Consider the following 16,201-nt stretch of genomic DNA (forward strand, 5'->3'; position numbering starts at 1 on the left):
AGTTTTATCTGTGGTGCAGCAGCGTTCTCAACAAAAGCAAACCTTGCTTGGGGCAACAGGCGTTGCTGTGCTCCGGGCGTATTTGGCTTTTACGCTGCGCACAACACGCTGGACAGTGAGCATTAGCCCAGAGGCTATGCCCTTTTTGATAGGGCAAGATGGCAAAACCGCCCTTGTCGCTTTCTGGCACGAAATATTACCGCTTTCACCCGCATTATGGTGGTGGGCAGAGCCGCAAAACCCAAGGTTACGATTGTCTGTCCTCATTAGTCGCAACCGCGATGGGCGCATGATTGCAGATATTGTGGCTCCGTGGCGTATTTGGTCTATTGCTGGGTCTTCTGACAATAAGGGTAAAAGCAAAGGCGGTGCATCTGCTTTCCGGCGTATGCGTGCGCTCCTTAACCGCGGGCAGATTGTTGCTATTACCCCAGATGGGCCACGGGGGCCTAGGCGTGTTGTGCAGCAAGGGGCCGTAAGCCTTGCTGGCATGACAGGCTTGCCTGTTGTGCCCATAGGGGGCAGTTGCTCTGGTATTCGTGTAAAAACGTGGGACCGTATGCTTTTACCATTACCTTTTGGTAAAGGGCATTTGGTATGTGGTAGCCCCTTAACACTTGTACGACATGCTACCGGTGAAGCGGCAAGATTAGAATCTGCGCTTAATGAGCAGATGATGCAGGCAGAACAAAATACGCAGCGTTCTCCGGCTTATCAGCGCACTAAGGGGTTCTTGCTGCCGCTTGATATTATGCCATCTCGTTTATGGTATGGGCTGGCCACACTATTGGCTCCGGTGTTGCCCTTTTTATTACGGTGGCGGCAAAAGCGTGGCAAAGAACTCCCCACCCGTGTGCGAGAAAAAATGGGGTTTGCCTCACTTCGTCGCCCTCAAGGTAAGTTGCTTTGGTTTCATGCGGCAAGTGTGGGCGAAGTGTTGTCTTTGCTACCATTAGTTGAGAATTGTCTGGCCCATTGCCCCGCATGTTGTGTGTTATTGACCACAGGTACAGTAACCGCGGCAGCCTTAGTGAAAGAGCGCGTACAACAGTCTGTTTTTGCTGCAAAAATAGGTCATCAATTTTTACCGTTTGATGTGCCACGGTGGGGTACCCGCTTTTTAAACCATTGGCGCCCAGATGCTGTTGTTTTTACAGAGAGCGACCTTTGGCCCAACCTGATAGGGCTTTGCCATAAGCGTGCTATTCCGCTTGCTTTGGTAAATGGTCGTATGTCTGACCATTCGTTTAAAGCATGGCAAAAAATTCCTAAAGTTGCGCAGCGTATGTTGGAACGCTTTGCATGGATTGCCCCACGCTCAGATCATGATGCGGCGCATTTTGTGCAGTTAAGTGGTGGTTGCTCTGTCGGGCCTGTGGGAGATATTAAAACGCTTGCACAACCCCTACCTGTTGATTGGGGGCAGTTAGCTAAAGTGCGAGACAAAATTGGTGAGCGCCCCGTTTTTCTTGCGGCCTCAACCCACAACGGGGAAGAAGCCGAATTGGTAGAGGCTGTTGCCCTGTTACGTAGGCGCCATCCTACTCTTTTGACAGTTATCGTACCCCGTCACCCAGAACGTGGGGCTGGACTCTTGGCTCTTTTTGAGTATGCGCCAAGGCGTTCTTGCGGGCAGTGGCCAAGTGCCCAAGACCCTGTTTGGGTGTGTGATACGTTGGGTGAGCTAGGCCTTTTTTATAGGCTGGCGCAGTGTGCGTTTATTGGTAATAGCTTGCAAACTATTCAAACTAGCGGTGGTGGGCATAACCCCTTTGAGCCTGCACGGTTAAAATGCCCTGTGGCAACCGGGCCTAGAATACAAAATTTTTCTCAAGCGTTTGAGCAGTTAGGTGCGGGTATTGTTAAGGTTAATACCGCCCAGCAATTAGCCGCGTGGGTTTCTGATATGCTTAGCAAGCCAGAGAAAGCAGAGCAGCAGGCAGAATGTGCTTACCAAAAGCTAGAACAGCAGTCTGAGTTACTGGAGACGCTAACGCAAAAAATAGTGGCGTTATTGGTAGCATGAGAGGCCCGCCTAAATTTTGGCAGGAGCCTGATAGGCGTCTTTTGCCTTTTTTACTGGCGCCCTTTTCTAAAATTGTTGCCGCCTGTGCGGCTAGGCGCTTGCGCCAAAGCGGGTGGAAAGCGCCTGTACCGGTTTTGTGTTGTGGTAACCTAACAACGGGTGGCACAGGTAAAACAACGGTCGTTCTGGATTTAATGGCACGTTTGCAGGCTCAGGGTGTGGTGGTGCATGCGCTCATTCGGGGGTACAAAGGCCGTATTACAACCCCAACACAAGTTGACCCAACACGCCATACTGCGCGCGATGTGGGAGACGAGGCCTTACTCTTGGCGGCTTGCGGGCCAACATGGGTGGGAGGTAACAGAGCAGCTTCGGCCCAAAAAGCGATACAGGCCGGTGCACAGTGCCTTATTATGGATGATGGGCTGCAAAACCCAACACTGCATAAAACCTATTCTGTGTTGATCATTGATGGTGCTGTCGGGCTGGGCAATGGGCATGTGCTACCGGCTGGCCCCTTACGAGAAGAGGCAACAAGTGCTTTGCAAAGAGCTGATGTTGTGTTGATGATAGGGCATGATAAAACTGGTTTTCTAACGCGTTACGCGCCCTTTTTAGCGCATACACATATTATGCATGCAAACCTTCAAACTGTTATGCCACTCGCGCCAGAGAAAGAGCGTCAGCCTTATGTTGCTTTTGCCGGGTTGGGGCGCCCAGATAAATTTTTTGAGGGCTTAAAACAAGCTCAAGCTCATATTGTTAAAACCTGCGCTTTCCCAGATCATTATTTCTACCAAAAAGGTGATATTCAGACATTATATGCGCTGGCTCAACATTATAATGCGCGCCTACTAACGACCCCTAAAGATGCAATAAGACTTCCGGCTGCTATACGGAACACCATTACGGTTGCGAGTGTGTCTCTTCAATGGGGTAATGCACACATGCCTGAGCATATTTTAAACAGCACCCTGCACGGAAAAAGGGCATGACACCCCGCCAACCAACCTATTTTATGCGTATAGAGGCGGCTGTTGCACGCAGCATGTTGGCATTTTTCACTCAATTAGGCCCTGTGTGGGCCTCTAATTTTGCGGGCCGGTTTTGTCGTTGTATTGGCCCACTATTGCCCGTTTCAAAAATAGCTGACCGAAATTTACAGTTGGCTTTACCAGAGCTTGCAGCTAAGGCGCGGCGTACAATTATACGTGGTGTGTGGGAAAACTTAGGCCGTACCGTGGGGGAATTACCGCACCTCGCGCATTTGCAGGAAAATACCCCGCATGGGCCGGGGTTTGAGGTGTGCGGGGTAGAATATCTACAAGAACAGGCCATGCGGGGTGGGTCTGTTTTGTTTTGCTCGGGCCATATTGGCAATTGGGAAATGCTGCCGCCTGCTGTTGCGCGCTATGGCGTACCTTTTGCCTCGTTCTACCGTGCAGCGGGTAACCCTTTGATAGATGGTATGATCCGGCATTTAAGAGACACTGCTATGGCACCTACTCCCATGCCTCTTTTTGCAAAAGGGGCACGGGGTGCGAGGGAAGCTCTGGCTTATGTGGCCAAGGGTGGCCGGTTGGGTATGCTGGTAGACCAAAAAATGAACGACGGTGTAGAAGCCAGCTTTTTTGGCTTGCCCGCCATGACAGCTCCGGCCTTGGCCGCTATGGCCCTTAAATATCGTTGCCCGGTTATACCCGGTTATGTTGAACGCTTAGGCCCTGCCCGTTTGCGTATTGTTGTTCAGCCCCCCCTTACCTTGCCCAATACGGGCAATAAGCAGCAAGACTTGGCGGCATTGGTACAAATGGTAAACGACCAGTTGGAAAGTTGGATACGCCAAAAGCCAGAAAGCTGGCTATGGCTCCATAAACGCTGGCCCAAGTCTTTTTACAAAAAGCACTAGCTAAAGTATTTCGTACAAGATTGTTTTTGGCTCGGGTGTCGCGTCTATGTGTACTTGGGGGTATGGTGCACAGAAAGTTCTGATTATGGAAAGCGCACAATATGCCCTCATTTAGCCCTGCTATAGCTTACCGCCTTGAAGCCGCCCGCGCTGTTGTGCATGACGCAGCCCGCTTGGCTATGTCTATGCGGCCAGCAGCAGGTGGGCCTGTTGGCACCCAAAAGGCAGCTCAAGACTGGTTAACGGAAACTGATGGCGCGGTAGAAGCTTTTATTGCCGAGCGTATGACTGCTCTTTTTCCTGAAGATGGTTTTCAGGGGGAAGAAGGCGGCATGGCCCGCGAAGGGCAATTGCGTTGGGTGGTTGACCCCATTGATGGCACATCCAACTATGCACGTGGGCGTAACCGGTGGTGCGTATCACTTGGTTTATTAGAAGGCGATACACCGGTCGCAGGTGTTATCGAAGCCCCGGCATTAAGGGAAGTATATACAGCCCTGTTAGGGCACGGTGCGTTTTTAAATGGTAAGCGTATTCAGGCCTCTCCGGTAAAAGACCCTGCCAGCGCCATGATTGAAATGGGGTGGAGCAACCGGGTACCCAAAGCGGTCTTTATTGAAAAGATAGACGCCATTATGAGCTTGGGTGCTATGCCACGTTCTGGTGGCTCTGGCGCTTTGGCATTGGCTGATGTGGCCTGTGGTCGCCTTGATGGCTATATCGAGATCGTTATTAATTTATGGGACGTTGCTGCTGCTTTACCCCTTTTGGCTGAGGCCGGTGCCTGTGTTTCCCCCTTCTTACACACTGGCGGCCTTACTGGCCCGGCTACTATTTTGGCGGCAAACCCGCATATTGCGCAAACGCTGTCTGAGGCTGTTGCTATTCCACTAAAGTAAGTCCCGTAAAATGTGCGGTTTGCAAAGTCATGCTACCGCCATAATATCCTGTTTTTTTGTTATGAAATTTTACGACCCACAAGGAGAACCTCGCCATGCGGTCATTTTACCGCTTTACGTCCTGCTCATTGGCTGTAGGGGTAGCCGCTCTTCTTCTGGGCGCGCCAGTTGGTGTGGCTCATGCCGCAGATAACGGGCAAATACTTGTTGATAAAGCAGCTTTGACCGTACAGGATATTTTTGTTGGGGCAACAGCCACGACACCCGTGGTCACCAACCTTGCCAAGGCACGCGCTGTTATGGTGTGCCCCTCTATTTTTCGTATGTCAGTGGTTTTTGGTGGGGCTGGTGGTGGCTGTGTGCTGCTTGCGCGTGATGCCAGAGGATCTTGGTCTGACCCTGCTTTTTATAAGCTTGGTACCGCATCTTTTGGTATTCAACTGGGCGTACAAAGTTCTGCCGTGATGTTTTTTGTCATGACAGACCGCGGTTTGCAGGCCCTGTTAGATAGCCAGTTCCAGTTTGGGGCTAATGCGGGTGTATCTTTTGCAACACTCAGTAGCAATGCTGAACGTGGGAATGCTGGTGCGCGAAATACAGACATTCTGGTAGCGCAGAAATCTCAGGGGTTGTTCGCTGGTGCTTCGTTGGCGGGCACAAAACTAACCGTGAATAGCGATGTAAACCGCAAATATTATTCTCAAACCGTTGGGCCAGAAGATATTGTGGTGACCATGCGTGTGAATAACCCTGGTGCAGACCCGCTTAGAAGCGTTTTAATGCGCTATAGCAAATTGGCAGGCACACAGGCCGCGGTTCAGAAAACCTCTGGGACAGCAGCTTTTCAACCAACAAACTTGAATGACACTGTGCCAAACTATACCAGTAATGGCGAAAGCAGTGTGGGTGCCGTGCAGAACGAAAGCCTAAAGCCCCTTAAATAAAAGCCAACCCTATTTATAAACACACCCAAGGGGTATTTACCTTTGGGTGTGTTTTCAAAGCACGTCTTTATTTTTTAAGCGTTTTACGAAACTCCGAAACATTTTTATTATGCTCGGCTAAGGTATTGGCAAAATTGTGCCCCCCTCTGCCGTTTGCAACAAAATAAAGCATATCACCCTTTGCTGGGTGTGCGGCCGCTTGCAGGGCAGATAAACCGGGTGAGCAAATTGGTCCCGGTGGTAACCCGGCATATAGGTACGTATTATATGCACTGGCATTTTGTAGCTCAGCATGTGTTAAGCCATGCCCGAGTGGTGTTTTGCCTGCCGTTAGCCCGTAAATTACAGTTGGGTCGGTTTGCAGTTTTATGCCTGCATTAAGTCTATTGATGAAAACGCGAGCCACTTCAGGGCGCTCTTCCGGCACAGATGTTTCTTTCTCAATTAAAGAAGCCAGTGTTACGAGAGCGTGTTTGTTTGGTATTTCAGAAATAACTTCACGGTTTTGCCAAAGGTTTTCAAGAGTGTGAGCCATTGCCGTTTGGGTACTGGCAAGGGCATTGCTACGCGTGGTGTTACGCAAAAATTTGTAGGTTTGAGGTTGGACGCTGCCTTCTTCAGGCAGTGGGGTTTGCCCTGTTAAAAACGCAGCATTCTCAAATATTTCTTGAATTTGATAAGCTGAAAGACCTTCCGGAATGGTCAGCTTATGGAGCACCGGGTGAGCGTGCCGCAAAATCCATAACACTTGTTTAAGTGAAGAGTTGGCAGGAAAACTCAATTCCGCAGCATGCAACTGCCCTTGGTGCCGGGTTAGCTGAATAGCGAGTAAGGCTACATATTCAGCGACCATACCAGGTGGTAGAACATGGGCTGATTGCAAGGTATGAATTGTACTACGGTAATTTCCTTGCGGAATTACGACGTCAGTATCCTGCGTGAGTGGGCCGGGTTGTGTATAACCAGCCCATAATTTCACACCTACTGCGCCTCCCCCAAGAAGGAGAAGGCTGAGTAGTAAAAAAACAGTTTTGCGCATGCTTTCTGTTTATTCCCTCTTGCGAGGGAATAAAAGATTTTATCAAACGCCTCTGACCAGCAGGCTGGCGTTAGTGCCGCCAAAGCCAAAGCTGTTAGAAAGCGCAATGTTGATATTACGCTGCTGCGCTGTGTGTGCAATGCGGTCGATCACGCTTTCGCGCGATGGATTGTCGAGGTTAAGCGTAGGCGGTGCTACGTTATCTCTAATGGCAAGCATGCAGAACATAGCTTCCACTGCACCAGCAGCCCCTAACAGATGCCCGGTAGCTGACTTTGTAGAAGACATAGCTAAATTACGAGCGTCTTCAGCAAAAAGACGTTCTACAGCTTCCAGTTCTAGGTCGTCAGCCATGGTGGAGGTGCCATGTGCGTTAACGTACTGTACGTCTGCAGGTGTAATGCCAGCACTTTTGAGTGCAGAGCGCATGGCGCGGAAAGCCCCATAATGCCCTTCTGCCGGTGCGGTAATGTGGTACGCATCGCCAGACATGCCGTAGCCAATAACTTCGGCATAAATTTTGGCACCACGTGCTTTGGCGTGCTCGTACTCTTCCAGCACGACAACACCAGCACCTTCACCCATAACAAAGCCATCACGGTCTTTGTCCCACGGGCGAGAAGCCTGTTGTGGCGTCTCATTAAAGCCGGTTGAAAGCGCACGTGCTGAGCAGAAGCCTGCAATGCCCAGTGGGCACACGGTTGCTTCGGCACCACCTGCAACCATGACATCGGCATCGCCTAACATAATAAGGCGTGCTGCATCACCAATCGCATGAACACCAGTTGCACAAGCCGTCACCACAGAGTGGTTGGGGCCTTGAAACCCGTATTTGATCGACACATGCCCAGAGACAAGGTTGATCAATGCTGATGGGATAAAGAAGGGTGAGAGGCGCTTGGCGCGGCCTTCATGCACGGTAATAGACGCATCATAAATGGTTTGCAGGCCACCAATGCCTGAACCAATCATAACGCCTGTCGCGCATTTATCTTCTTCGGTCTGAGGTTTCCAACCAGAATCCTCCACAGCCTCAGTCGCAGCAACCAGCCCCATATGAATGAAGCGATCCATCTTGCGCTGATCTTTGACCGGCACCCAGTCAGAAAGCGTGAGCTTTCCTTCAGCCGTTGGGCCTTCTGGTACTTGCCCCGCTACCTGCGCAGGCAGATCGCTTGGGTCAAAATGTGTAATTCGGCCAATCCCGCTTTCACCAGCGATCAGACGTGACCATACGTTTTCGACACCGAGGCCAAGCGGCCCCACCATGCCCATACCGGTGACGACAACGCGTCTCCGGCCCGAATTTGCTCCGGCCGACTGTAGCAAACCAGCCCGCTCCCCGCTTGAATCTGTTTGGTCCCTCAAGGAGCGAGGGACCCCATACTGACTTAAAGACAAAAAGGCCTACTCAGGCAGCTTTCTGCTTTTCAATGTAGTCAATGGCGTCTTTCACTGTAGCGATTTTTTCTGCAGCGTCTTCCGGAATTTCAACATTGAAGGCTTCTTCGAAAGCCATAACGAGTTCTACGGTGTCGAGGCTGTCTGCGCCCAGATCGTCGATGAATGACGCTTCTGGCGTAACCTTGCTTTCTTCAACACCGAGGTGCTCGACTACAATTTTCTTAACCTTATCAGCGATTTCGCTCATCTGTCTCTGCTTCCTGTATGCCCCAGAACTGGGGCCAGTTATCTAGGCGCTTAATAACCCAGCTTTCTTGTTGCATGCGTAATAAGAGCTGTGTGGCTCTTGCTGCATGCAACAGGATTGCGGGCGCATAGCACGTTTCTTTGGTTCAAGCCAACCACGAACCACCTCAAGAAGGTTCCAGAGGGCGTGCTTGGCACCATTTACGGTGCCTGTCTGCCACATCTGAAAGCATTTTGCACGACTTGTTGTGCAATATTACCCGAGGCGGGCTTAAATCATAGCCATACCGCCATTTACATGCAGGGTAGAACCTGTAACCCAGCCAGCCTCGTCTGAGCAGAGGTAGAGTACTGCTGCTGCAATATCTTCTGGTTTGCCCAAGCGGCCAAGCGGTATCTGGCTTTGCAGTTTTTCTTTTTGGGCTTCAGGCAAAACATCGGTCATGGCGGTAACAATAAAGCCTGGGGCCACAACGTTAACCGTTACCCCTCTTGAGCCCGCTTCCTGCGCTAAAGACTTGGTCATACCAACCATGCCAGCTTTGGCGGCAGAATAATTGGCCTGCCCAGCATTGCCAGTTGCCCCAACAACAGAGGCAATGTTGACAATACGGCCCGCACGGCGGCGCAGCATGCCTTTAAGCGCAGAGCGGCACAGACGGAAGGGTGAAGACAGGTCAACATTGATAACCTGATCCCAGTCTTCATCTTTCATGCGCAGAGCCAAAGTGTCCCGCGTTAGGCCAGCGTTGTTGATGAGAATATCAACCGGTGCTCCAGCTTTTTCTTCTGCTTTAGCAATAAGGCTGTTTGCTTCTTCCGGCTCAGAAAGGTTGGCGGCAACATAATAAACCCGTTCTGACCCCAAAGCAGCGGCTTGTTGTTGCAGCACTGCTTCACGCGTGCCCGACAAGACAACGGTAGCACCCTGTGCATGGAGTGTTGCAGCAATAGCGCTGCCAATACCGCCCGAAGCGCCGGTTACAAGGGCAACCTTACCATCAAGTCTAAACATTCTCGTGTATCTCTCTGTTATTAAAAGTTTTTCAGAAAATTTTCTATGTCGGCTGGAGTGCCAATAGAAAGGCTGGTCACTTCACTGTCGATACGGCGCACGAGGCCGGAGAGCACTTTGCCTGCACCAATTTCAACAAATGTATCAATGCCCATGCCAGCCATTGCTTCCACGCTTTCGCGCCACCGTACGCGGCCTGTAATTTGGCGGGTCAGGTTGGTACGAATCGCATCAGCGTCGGTCTCTTTATCGGCTGTAACGTTAGCGATTATGGGCACAATAGGGGCTGCAATGTCTGTTTTTGCGAGTGCTTCAGCCATAACCTCTTCGGCAGGCTGCATGAGCGAGCTATGAAAAGGTGCCGAAACAGGTAGCTTTAAGGCACGCTTTATTTTCATTTCTTTCGCTAAATCAACAGCTCTTTCAATGGCATCCATTTTGCCAGAAATAACAATTTGGCCGCCGCCATTGTCGTTCGCGATTTCGAGAACACTGCCCTTACCAGCTTCAGCGCAGATTTCTTGCACTTGGGCTAAGGTGCCACCAATAATGGCAGCCATGCCGCCCTCACCTGCTGGCACGGCTTTTTGCATAGCAAGCCCGCGTAGGCGCAACAAACGCGCAGCATCCTGCACACTAAAAGAGCGTCCAGCAGCTAACGCCGCATATTCCCCCAAGGAGTGGCCCGCTAAGAGAGAGACCTTGCCCCCAAGATCTAAACCGCCTTCTGTTTCCAGCACGCGCAACACAGCCATTGAAACGGCCATAAGGGCGGGTTGCGTATTTTCTGTGCTGGTCAGAGTGTCCATTGGGCCTTCAAAAATAATTTTTGAAAGCTTTTCGCCTAAGGCATCGTCAACTTCTTCAAACACGGCACGTGCTGCGGGAAAAGCCTGTGCGAGTTCAGCGCCCATACCAACGGATTGGCTGCCCTGCCCCGGAAAAACAAAAGCGTAAACGGACATTTTACCTACTGTTTCTATCTATTTTCAGCTCTGCGAAAACAGGAGCTATCGAAGAGTGCCAAAGCGTAAGTGGGCTTTAGAGAGATGGCGTAAACGGACAGCTTGACACCTGCATTACGCAGGTCTTAGCAGCCAATAACAGTCCAAGGCTCTGGCAAGAGTTGGCGAAAGATACGCCGCCAGCCTTTAGCGCACAATACGCCAAAGCAGCACAAGCAAACTGTCCCATAATGTTGCGAGTATTTCGTGGGCAACAATAAGCAAGACTTTCGCGTAACTGCTTTGTGGGAAGATTGGGAATGGGTGGTACGGTACTGCGTGGGGCATCCATCCTGCTAAGCGCAGTAAAACCCAACATCGGGGTGCATGATAGGTACTGGTGGCAAAATACAGAGGCGCTCTTTTGGGGTGCTTAAGGCGGCGTAAAACTGCCGAGCAGGCTTTGATAGAGGCAAACGTATCAGAAGCCGTGTCTTCCAACAAAATGGAAGTGTCCGGGATAGCGTGCGCATGCAGAAGCTTGCGCATAACGCTGGCTTCTGTTTGTGCGTTTTTTTGGGCACCGCCTGTTGGTATATAGAGAATGGCAGGCTGAGATTGGCCGAAGCGCACAGCTGCAGCAACCCTATTACGCAGTGTTTGCGTAGGGCTACCATCAGGCTTGAGTGCCGCACCAAATAAAAGCAGCGGCTTTTGCGGCGTAGCGTGTCGTGTTGTGCGTAGCTTATGGGTTTGCATAGAGCCCCTAAGCGGGAGATTGCAGCAAGACGCGGTTAAGGCTTTCCAATGTTAAGAACGTTTCTTGCCAAACTGTCTGAAATTTATCGTGTGGCACGCCGCGCGTGCTTAAAATAGCAGCAAGCTCTCCCACTGAGCGTTGCCCATCTATAAGCGGCAATATGCCGCGCGCTTGTGCTGGTAGCGCAATAGGGACAACCAAAGTGCCAAACGCAAAAGGCAAGGTATGGTTGGGTAGCATTTGCTTTGCCAACTCTACCCCCGGTATTTCGCGCATAATAGGCACGGTATCGGGGTGTTGGTAATTGGGTGGGGTAATGCGTGCCCCTTTGCGTACAACATAGGCTACGTGGGTGGCCATATTGCCGGTTAAGTCTTCAGCTATGCTCGCTTGCTCACTGGCGGAAAGTGCACTCAGCCGCGCTCTAAGTTTGGGGTCTGGCATAAAGAGTGCTGGGTTATAGCGCGCAGGTTCCATAAGGCAGGAGCTTTCAAGCCCTGCACTCTCTAGTAAATCCAGAAAGGCGTTGACCGTATAAGCTCTGTCTCGTGGGTTTAGAAGTAGATCATACAGTCCAGCATCGCCGCCATTTAAGTGGTCGCCAAAGTTACCATTTTGGCGCAACCACGCCGTTGCGGGTAGAGTGCGCATAACACGCTTGGCATAGTCGAGCCGTGCGCTGGGTGTTTCGTTTAAAGGGGCAAGTTTTTCTAAGGCTTCTTGCACCATATACACGCCAGTGCGCCCGTAAGGGGCATAAACCATCAGCCCCATGCCGCCGCCTTCAGCTAGGTGGGCGGTTAGGTCTTTTAACGTTGCAACTGGGTCGGGGAGATGGTGCAGAACCCCGCAGCAATCAATATAGTCAAAGACACCGAGTTCTAATGGGGCAAGGTTGTTAAGAGACGCTTGAATAAGGCGAATATTCTCAAGTCCGCGGGCTTTGGCACGTGCTTGAACGGTTGCGAGTGCTTTACTAGAGCGGTCTAGGCATACAACCTCACCCGCCCGCTCTGCCCGTGTCATTTGGGTGGCGAGCATAATGGCGCCATCGCCGGTGCCGCAGCCAGCAATTAACACCCTTAATGGTGTGCTGCGGGGGCGTTGTGCGCCAAAAACCCAATAGTCAATTTCTCGCAAGTGGCTAGGGCTGCCAATAAACAGCCGCTTTTGCTCGTCACGCGGGTCTCGCTCAGGGTAAGGGTAGGCTTCATATTGTGCAGCCAAACTAGAATCGCGCAGATCCTGTGTTTTTGGTGCTGTCATGAAAAAACTCTCCCTTCCCGTTAGCGTGGCAAAAGCTTGCCTCGCTGCCACGATTCTGCCGCCTCGTCAGCACTTAGCCCTTCTGTACGCATTGCAAAATCCATGGCGCTAATCACTTTGGCGCTTAGCATCAACTCATCAAGCTCATCTTTCAGGTCTTGGTCGAGTTCGGCGGCAAGGCCGGGCCGGAGCAGCATGCGTGCTGTCATTTCGCCCCCAAGAGCCTGCTGGGGGTCATTGAGAATTTTGAAACCACCTTGGTGGAAAAGGTAACAAGGCTGAGCCAGAAGCATTAGCACGATATCTTGGTTGGCTAACGATTTTGCGAGAGAGGCAATGGCTTGCTCGTCTGGCATTACGTCTAGGGTAAAGCCTGCGGCAGCAAGGTTGTAGGCAGCCATCATGGCTTTGGCGTGGGTCTCAAGAGAGGCTTGCGTAACCAGAGTGCGAGAGAGCGTGTCTGGTGCGTGGGCGATGTCTGCCAGAGAGCCAAGCGTGCTTTCTTCTTGAGAGATACAGCAGCAGAGTGTTGGGTTAAATAAAGCACCAAGAGCGGTAACGCCCGGTGTAAGCAATGCCTCATCTTCGCCGGGTAGCCACGCAGACACGTAAAGATCGACTTCGCCGGTTTGCAGCATGTCGCTTAGTGCTGCTTTGGGGCCGATCACAATTTCAGGCTCCACATCATTCGCTTCCAGCACACGGATAATAGCCGCAGCCGTTGCTTCATGAATGGTGTTGTCTGGGTGGCCAATTGTGAGCGTGGTCATCATATCTTCCTTATGGGCGGGGGCTACGAGATGTTTAGCCCTTGCAGCAGAGGAAAGGGCAAGAGGCAATCCCTGAAGTTAACTAGCTGCTTTTGTGGGATTTAGAAACATCGTGCGCCTACTCTCTTGTGGGGTGTGCGGCATTGGTCTGCACAAAGAAAGCAAGGGAATAATAAAAAAGAGAGGCTAATGTGCCTCTCTTATAAAATGACGCTCTGGGAATATATGTTAAAAGTTCGGGAGTTTAAGCCGCAACAATTTTTTCTGGCCGTGGCAGAACGGGGCGGATCATGTGCATTGCATCTGCAAATGACGCAAACTGACCGAGTTGGTTATCGCGGATTGCGTCCATAACAATCCATTTATTGCCCCGAGAAAAAACTTTATAGGCTGGGTCTGAGGTTTCTCTAACCCATACCACAATATATTCAGAAGAAGAGCCTGACTGTTTTTCTGTGGTTGAAAACACATCTGCATCGCAAATGCCCATTGGCAGGCTGGCTTCAACCCAACGAGACAGATATTCGCGGTGGCGCGCTAAAACTTCCATCTGAAACGGAATAATTTTGCAGGCAGACGTGGCATCAATCAGGTGCGGCATCAGATCTTCCATTCCATCGAACGTCAGAGGGGGCTCTCTGTGTCTGACTGTAAAATGGTCATTTCTCTGATGCCAAGATAATTCAGGGTAAATTAGCCTCATAAAGAGGCACAAACCTTAATGAGTTGCTTAAAAAGCACAAAAACGAGAAACCATGCTCATTTTTGTGCCTGTTTTTTGGGCGTTTGGTTTTTATTTAATCAACGCGTTTAGAATTTTGCTGAGACCATAAGCGAGCCATAGTTAAACAAACCGCCTTTTGCCCCCTTAAATTGCTGAGTCTGCCAGACTTGGCTGTAGGAAACGCGCAACCCATAGAACATGACTGCTAGGCCTGCATGAATTTCGCCTACGTCCCAGCGTTTATCGACGTGCAGTGAATTTTTGTACCCTGTGTTGCCTTGCAGGGTTGAATCGTAAGCAACGGCCTGCCCTGTTACCCCACCGAAAAGATACCATGCAAAGGGCCGGGTTGCTTTATAGGCGTCTGTTCCATCTGTGCCTGCGGCATTAATGGTAGGGGTGCCAAAGTCACTGTTTAGCCCCTGCCCTATACGAAACATATCTCCAATCCGGCCATAGATCTGGTAGTCGCCAATGGAGGCTGCGGCAGATGGCAGGGTATCAATTTCTATGCCTGCAATTTCAGCAATGGGCAGGCGCCATGTTCTGCCGCCCTGCACCTGAAAAATAATCTGGTTTTTGAGCTGGTATTCCCAGCCTTGGTTTTTGGTGTCGCCAATTGCACCATGAAAGCCATTTTGTAGCTGACGCCCCATTGCAGCCGGGCCCATAACACCAGCCTGAATACCAAAAACACTGCGCGTTGTGTCTGTATCGCTAATAAGATTAATTGTGCCTAACAACACACCGGCATAAGGGCGGTCACGCAAAAGGCTGGAATGTGGTTGCCCTGCGGCCCACGGGCTTGAAGCCTGCGTTTCCCGTGGGGTGAAGATCATTTGTTGCAGGCCCATACTGATTCGCTGCACCCCTGCGCCCCAAATGGCTTTGTTAATTGCCGCAATTGGAGTCGGGAGTGTGTCTGTACCTGATGTCCAGTTTACCCGCAGGCCGCTGGTATAATATTGGTCTGATGTGCTTTTAAGGGTTGAGACTGCGTCATTCTCGCCCTGAAGTGTCCAGGTGCCTTGTTTGTCTTGCAAGGGTGTGGCGTGGGCTGTGGAAAAGACCGCAAATACACTGCTTGTCAGAAGGAGAGCTTTGGCAGCCTTGTGCCGAACACGTAGTGAGTTAACGACAGCAGACATATTTATCCTCTCGTTCTGCAATAGCAGCGGGTGTGTGTGTACTTTAATTAGTCTTTAGTTGAACGGGGCACGATGAGAAAGCCCGATTCCTGACAAACAGGCATAGAGATAAAACGTGGTAAGCGGCGTTTTATTCATACGATTATCACAAAATTGTTATTAATGTGAAAAGAGGTGAAACTCTGCCACTTTTCGTGCTTTCCTCTGGATAGGCCACGGTTGGTGTGTTACAGTAAACACATGGGCGTGGTTGCAGCTTTAGAAAGAGCAGCTGGCGGTTTTCTGATTGTATAATAGGAAAGCTGCCTCTCTGTTCTGGTAATCTGCCCATTTTTCAATATCTGGAGGAAGCAGACCTTCCTCCATGCTTCAGGATCAAGACCGTTGAGAAGTAACAGGACCGACCGCAGCTCTCGTTCTCCGCGCCGCGGCGGATTTGACGACGATTTTATGTCAACGCCTTCCTATGGCGAACGCCCCTCCTTTGGTGACCGTGGTGGCTTTACGCCGCGCAGACCCGGCGGTGCAGGCGCTGGCGCAGGTGGCCCGCAGGTTATCGCTTCCGGTCCGGAACTCGAAGCGACTGTCAAATGGTTCAACGGTGAAAAAGGCTACGGCTTTGTTGAACTGTCTGATGGCTCAGGCGATGTGTTCCTGCACGCCAATGCACTCTCTCAGATTGGGCAGGACGGCGTAAGCCCCGGCGCAACTCTGGTTGTGCGTATTGGCCAGGGCCCCAAAGGGCGGCAAGTTGCAGAAGTCATTTCCGTTGACGAAAGCACAGCGCAGCCAGAACGCCCCCGCTCTGCTGCTGGTTTCAGCCCTGCCCCACGTAGTGGCGGCTTTGCACGCGCTCCGCGCCCGGCCCCAGACATGTCTTCTGCTGAAGAAGTCCGTGGTATCGTAAAATGGTACAATGCAACCAAAGGCTTTGGTTTCATTACACCAGATGGCGGTGGCAAAGACATTTTCGTTCACGCATCTGCTCTGGAACGCTCAGGTCTTTCTGCTCTGAACGAAGGTCAGGCAACCAATGTTAAAGTTGTTCAGGGTCAAAAAGGCCCGGAAGCAGCTCAGGTTGACCCAGCCTAATTAAAAGTTGTCTGC

The 16,201-nt window shown here is 51.1% G+C and carries 16 protein-coding genes; 6 read left to right on the top strand and 10 right to left on the bottom strand.

Features of this window, described 5'->3' with window-relative positions; translation table 11 throughout:
- Nucleotides 1–10 precede the first annotated feature (10 nt).
- From Abor_RS10115 to Abor_RS10135, 5 genes are all read left to right on the top strand, one after another.
- Entirely contained in the window at nucleotides 11–2,026 is a 2,016-nt protein-coding gene (locus Abor_RS10115; protein WP_048841749.1) for a glycosyltransferase N-terminal domain-containing protein, read from the top strand.
- Entirely contained in the window at nucleotides 2,023–3,021 is a 999-nt protein-coding gene (lpxK, locus tag Abor_RS10120) for a tetraacyldisaccharide 4'-kinase (protein ID WP_048841750.1), read from the top strand. The genes Abor_RS10115 and lpxK overlap by 4 nt, the downstream gene beginning before the upstream one ends.
- The gene (locus tag Abor_RS10125) at nucleotides 3,018–3,935 is read left to right on the top strand and encodes a lysophospholipid acyltransferase family protein (protein ID WP_048841751.1); all 918 of its coding nucleotides are present in this window, start codon (nucleotides 3,018–3,020) and stop codon (nucleotides 3,933–3,935) included. Before lpxK ends, Abor_RS10125 begins: the two co-directional genes overlap by 4 nt.
- 101 nt (nucleotides 3,936–4,036) lie before the next feature.
- Nucleotides 4,037–4,834: an inositol monophosphatase family protein gene (locus tag Abor_RS10130; protein ID WP_048841752.1), complete on the top strand. Its 798-nt coding sequence runs from the start codon at nucleotides 4,037–4,039 to the stop codon at nucleotides 4,832–4,834.
- Nucleotides 4,835–4,929: 95 nt separating this feature from the next.
- The gene (locus Abor_RS10135) at nucleotides 4,930–5,778 is read left to right on the top strand and encodes a lipid-binding SYLF domain-containing protein (protein WP_048841753.1); all 849 of its coding nucleotides are present in this window, start codon (nucleotides 4,930–4,932) and stop codon (nucleotides 5,776–5,778) included.
- Nucleotides 5,779–5,845: 67 nt separating this feature from the next.
- On the opposite strand, the gene mltG is transcribed toward Abor_RS10135, so the two are convergent.
- The 10 genes from mltG to Abor_RS10185 form a co-directional block, all read right to left on the bottom strand.
- Nucleotides 5,846–6,817: an endolytic transglycosylase MltG gene (gene mltG, locus Abor_RS10140; RefSeq protein ID WP_048841754.1), complete on the bottom strand. Its 972-nt coding sequence runs from the start codon at nucleotides 6,815–6,817 to the stop codon at nucleotides 5,846–5,848.
- A 42-nt stretch (nucleotides 6,818–6,859) separates the two neighbouring features.
- Nucleotides 6,860–8,146: a beta-ketoacyl-ACP synthase II gene (fabF, locus tag Abor_RS10145; protein ID WP_084594488.1), complete on the bottom strand. Its 1,287-nt coding sequence runs from the start codon at nucleotides 8,144–8,146 to the stop codon at nucleotides 6,860–6,862.
- An 82-nt stretch (nucleotides 8,147–8,228) separates the two neighbouring features.
- Nucleotides 8,229–8,468 (bottom strand): acyl carrier protein, encoded by a 240-nt coding sequence (locus tag Abor_RS10150; protein ID WP_006557907.1) that lies wholly within the window; start codon nucleotides 8,466–8,468, stop codon nucleotides 8,229–8,231.
- Nucleotides 8,469–8,738: 270 nt separating this feature from the next.
- A complete protein-coding gene (gene fabG / locus Abor_RS10155) occupies nucleotides 8,739–9,482 on the bottom strand; it encodes a 3-oxoacyl-[acyl-carrier-protein] reductase (protein ID WP_048841757.1) in 744 nt (247 codons plus the stop codon).
- A 20-nt stretch (nucleotides 9,483–9,502) separates the two neighbouring features.
- Nucleotides 9,503–10,447, bottom strand: coding sequence for an ACP S-malonyltransferase (gene fabD, locus Abor_RS10160; protein ID WP_048841758.1), 945 nt, complete (start codon nucleotides 10,445–10,447; stop codon nucleotides 9,503–9,505).
- A gap of 186 nt (nucleotides 10,448–10,633) precedes the next feature.
- Nucleotides 10,634–11,185: a YdcF family protein gene (locus Abor_RS10165; protein ID WP_048841759.1), complete on the bottom strand. Its 552-nt coding sequence runs from the start codon at nucleotides 11,183–11,185 to the stop codon at nucleotides 10,634–10,636.
- A 7-nt stretch (nucleotides 11,186–11,192) separates the two neighbouring features.
- Nucleotides 11,193–12,452 carry a class I SAM-dependent methyltransferase gene (locus tag Abor_RS10170; protein WP_048841760.1) on the bottom strand — a complete coding sequence of 420 codons (1,260 nt, stop codon included), beginning with the start codon at nucleotides 12,450–12,452 and terminating at the stop codon, nucleotides 11,193–11,195.
- A 20-nt stretch (nucleotides 12,453–12,472) separates the two neighbouring features.
- The gene (locus tag Abor_RS10175) at nucleotides 12,473–13,225 is read right to left on the bottom strand and encodes a glycine betaine ABC transporter substrate-binding protein (RefSeq protein ID WP_232015091.1); all 753 of its coding nucleotides are present in this window, start codon (nucleotides 13,223–13,225) and stop codon (nucleotides 12,473–12,475) included.
- 241 nt (nucleotides 13,226–13,466) lie between these two features.
- Nucleotides 13,467–13,823: a hypothetical protein gene (locus tag Abor_RS10180; RefSeq protein ID WP_048841832.1), complete on the bottom strand. Its 357-nt coding sequence runs from the start codon at nucleotides 13,821–13,823 to the stop codon at nucleotides 13,467–13,469.
- A gap of 209 nt (nucleotides 13,824–14,032) precedes the next feature.
- On the bottom strand, nucleotides 14,033–15,094 hold the full coding sequence (locus tag Abor_RS10185; RefSeq protein WP_048841762.1) for a lipid A deacylase LpxR family protein: 1,062 nt from the start codon (nucleotides 15,092–15,094) through the stop codon (nucleotides 14,033–14,035).
- Between the two features lie 384 nt (nucleotides 15,095–15,478).
- Here Abor_RS10185 and Abor_RS13220 point away from each other — a divergent pair, with 384 nt between their 5' ends.
- A complete protein-coding gene (locus Abor_RS13220) occupies nucleotides 15,479–16,186 on the top strand; it encodes a cold-shock protein (RefSeq protein WP_052946419.1) in 708 nt (235 codons plus the stop codon).
- Nucleotides 16,187–16,201 lie beyond the last annotated feature (15 nt).

It is taken from the genome of Acetobacter orientalis (assembly GCF_000963965.1).
In the GTDB taxonomy this organism is placed as follows: Bacteria; Pseudomonadota; Alphaproteobacteria; order Acetobacterales; family Acetobacteraceae; genus Acetobacter; species Acetobacter orientalis.

Bases quoted from the DNA above. Each gene is read 5' to 3' on its own strand.
- lpxK (WP_048841750.1), top strand. From the start codon at position 2,023: ATGAGAGGCCCGCCTAAATTTTGGCAGGAGCCTGATAGGCGTCTTTTG.
- Abor_RS10125 (WP_048841751.1), top strand. From the start codon at position 3,018: ATGACACCCCGCCAACCAACCTATTTTATGCGTATAGAGGCGGCTGTT.
- Abor_RS10130 (WP_048841752.1), top strand. From the start codon at position 4,037: ATGCCCTCATTTAGCCCTGCTATAGCTTACCGCCTTGAAGCCGCCCGC.
- Abor_RS10135 (WP_048841753.1), top strand. From the start codon at position 4,930: ATGCGGTCATTTTACCGCTTTACGTCCTGCTCATTGGCTGTAGGGGTA.
- mltG (WP_048841754.1), bottom strand. From the start codon at position 6,817: ATGCGCAAAACTGTTTTTTTACTACTCAGCCTTCTCCTTCTTGGGGGA.
- Abor_RS10150 (WP_006557907.1), bottom strand. From the start codon at position 8,468: ATGAGCGAAATCGCTGATAAGGTTAAGAAAATTGTAGTCGAGCACCTC.
- fabG (WP_048841757.1), bottom strand. From the start codon at position 9,482: ATGTTTAGACTTGATGGTAAGGTTGCCCTTGTAACCGGCGCTTCGGGC.
- fabD (WP_048841758.1), bottom strand. From the start codon at position 10,447: ATGTCCGTTTACGCTTTTGTTTTTCCGGGGCAGGGCAGCCAATCCGTT.
- Abor_RS10165 (WP_048841759.1), bottom strand. From the start codon at position 11,185: ATGCAAACCCATAAGCTACGCACAACACGACACGCTACGCCGCAAAAG.
- Abor_RS10170 (WP_048841760.1), bottom strand. From the start codon at position 12,452: ATGACAGCACCAAAAACACAGGATCTGCGCGATTCTAGTTTGGCTGCA.
- Abor_RS10175 (WP_232015091.1), bottom strand. From the start codon at position 13,225: ATGATGACCACGCTCACAATTGGCCACCCAGACAACACCATTCATGAA.
- Abor_RS10180 (WP_048841832.1), bottom strand. From the start codon at position 13,823: ATGCCGCACCTGATTGATGCCACGTCTGCCTGCAAAATTATTCCGTTT.
- Abor_RS10185 (WP_048841762.1), bottom strand. From the start codon at position 15,094: ATGTCTGCTGTCGTTAACTCACTACGTGTTCGGCACAAGGCTGCCAAA.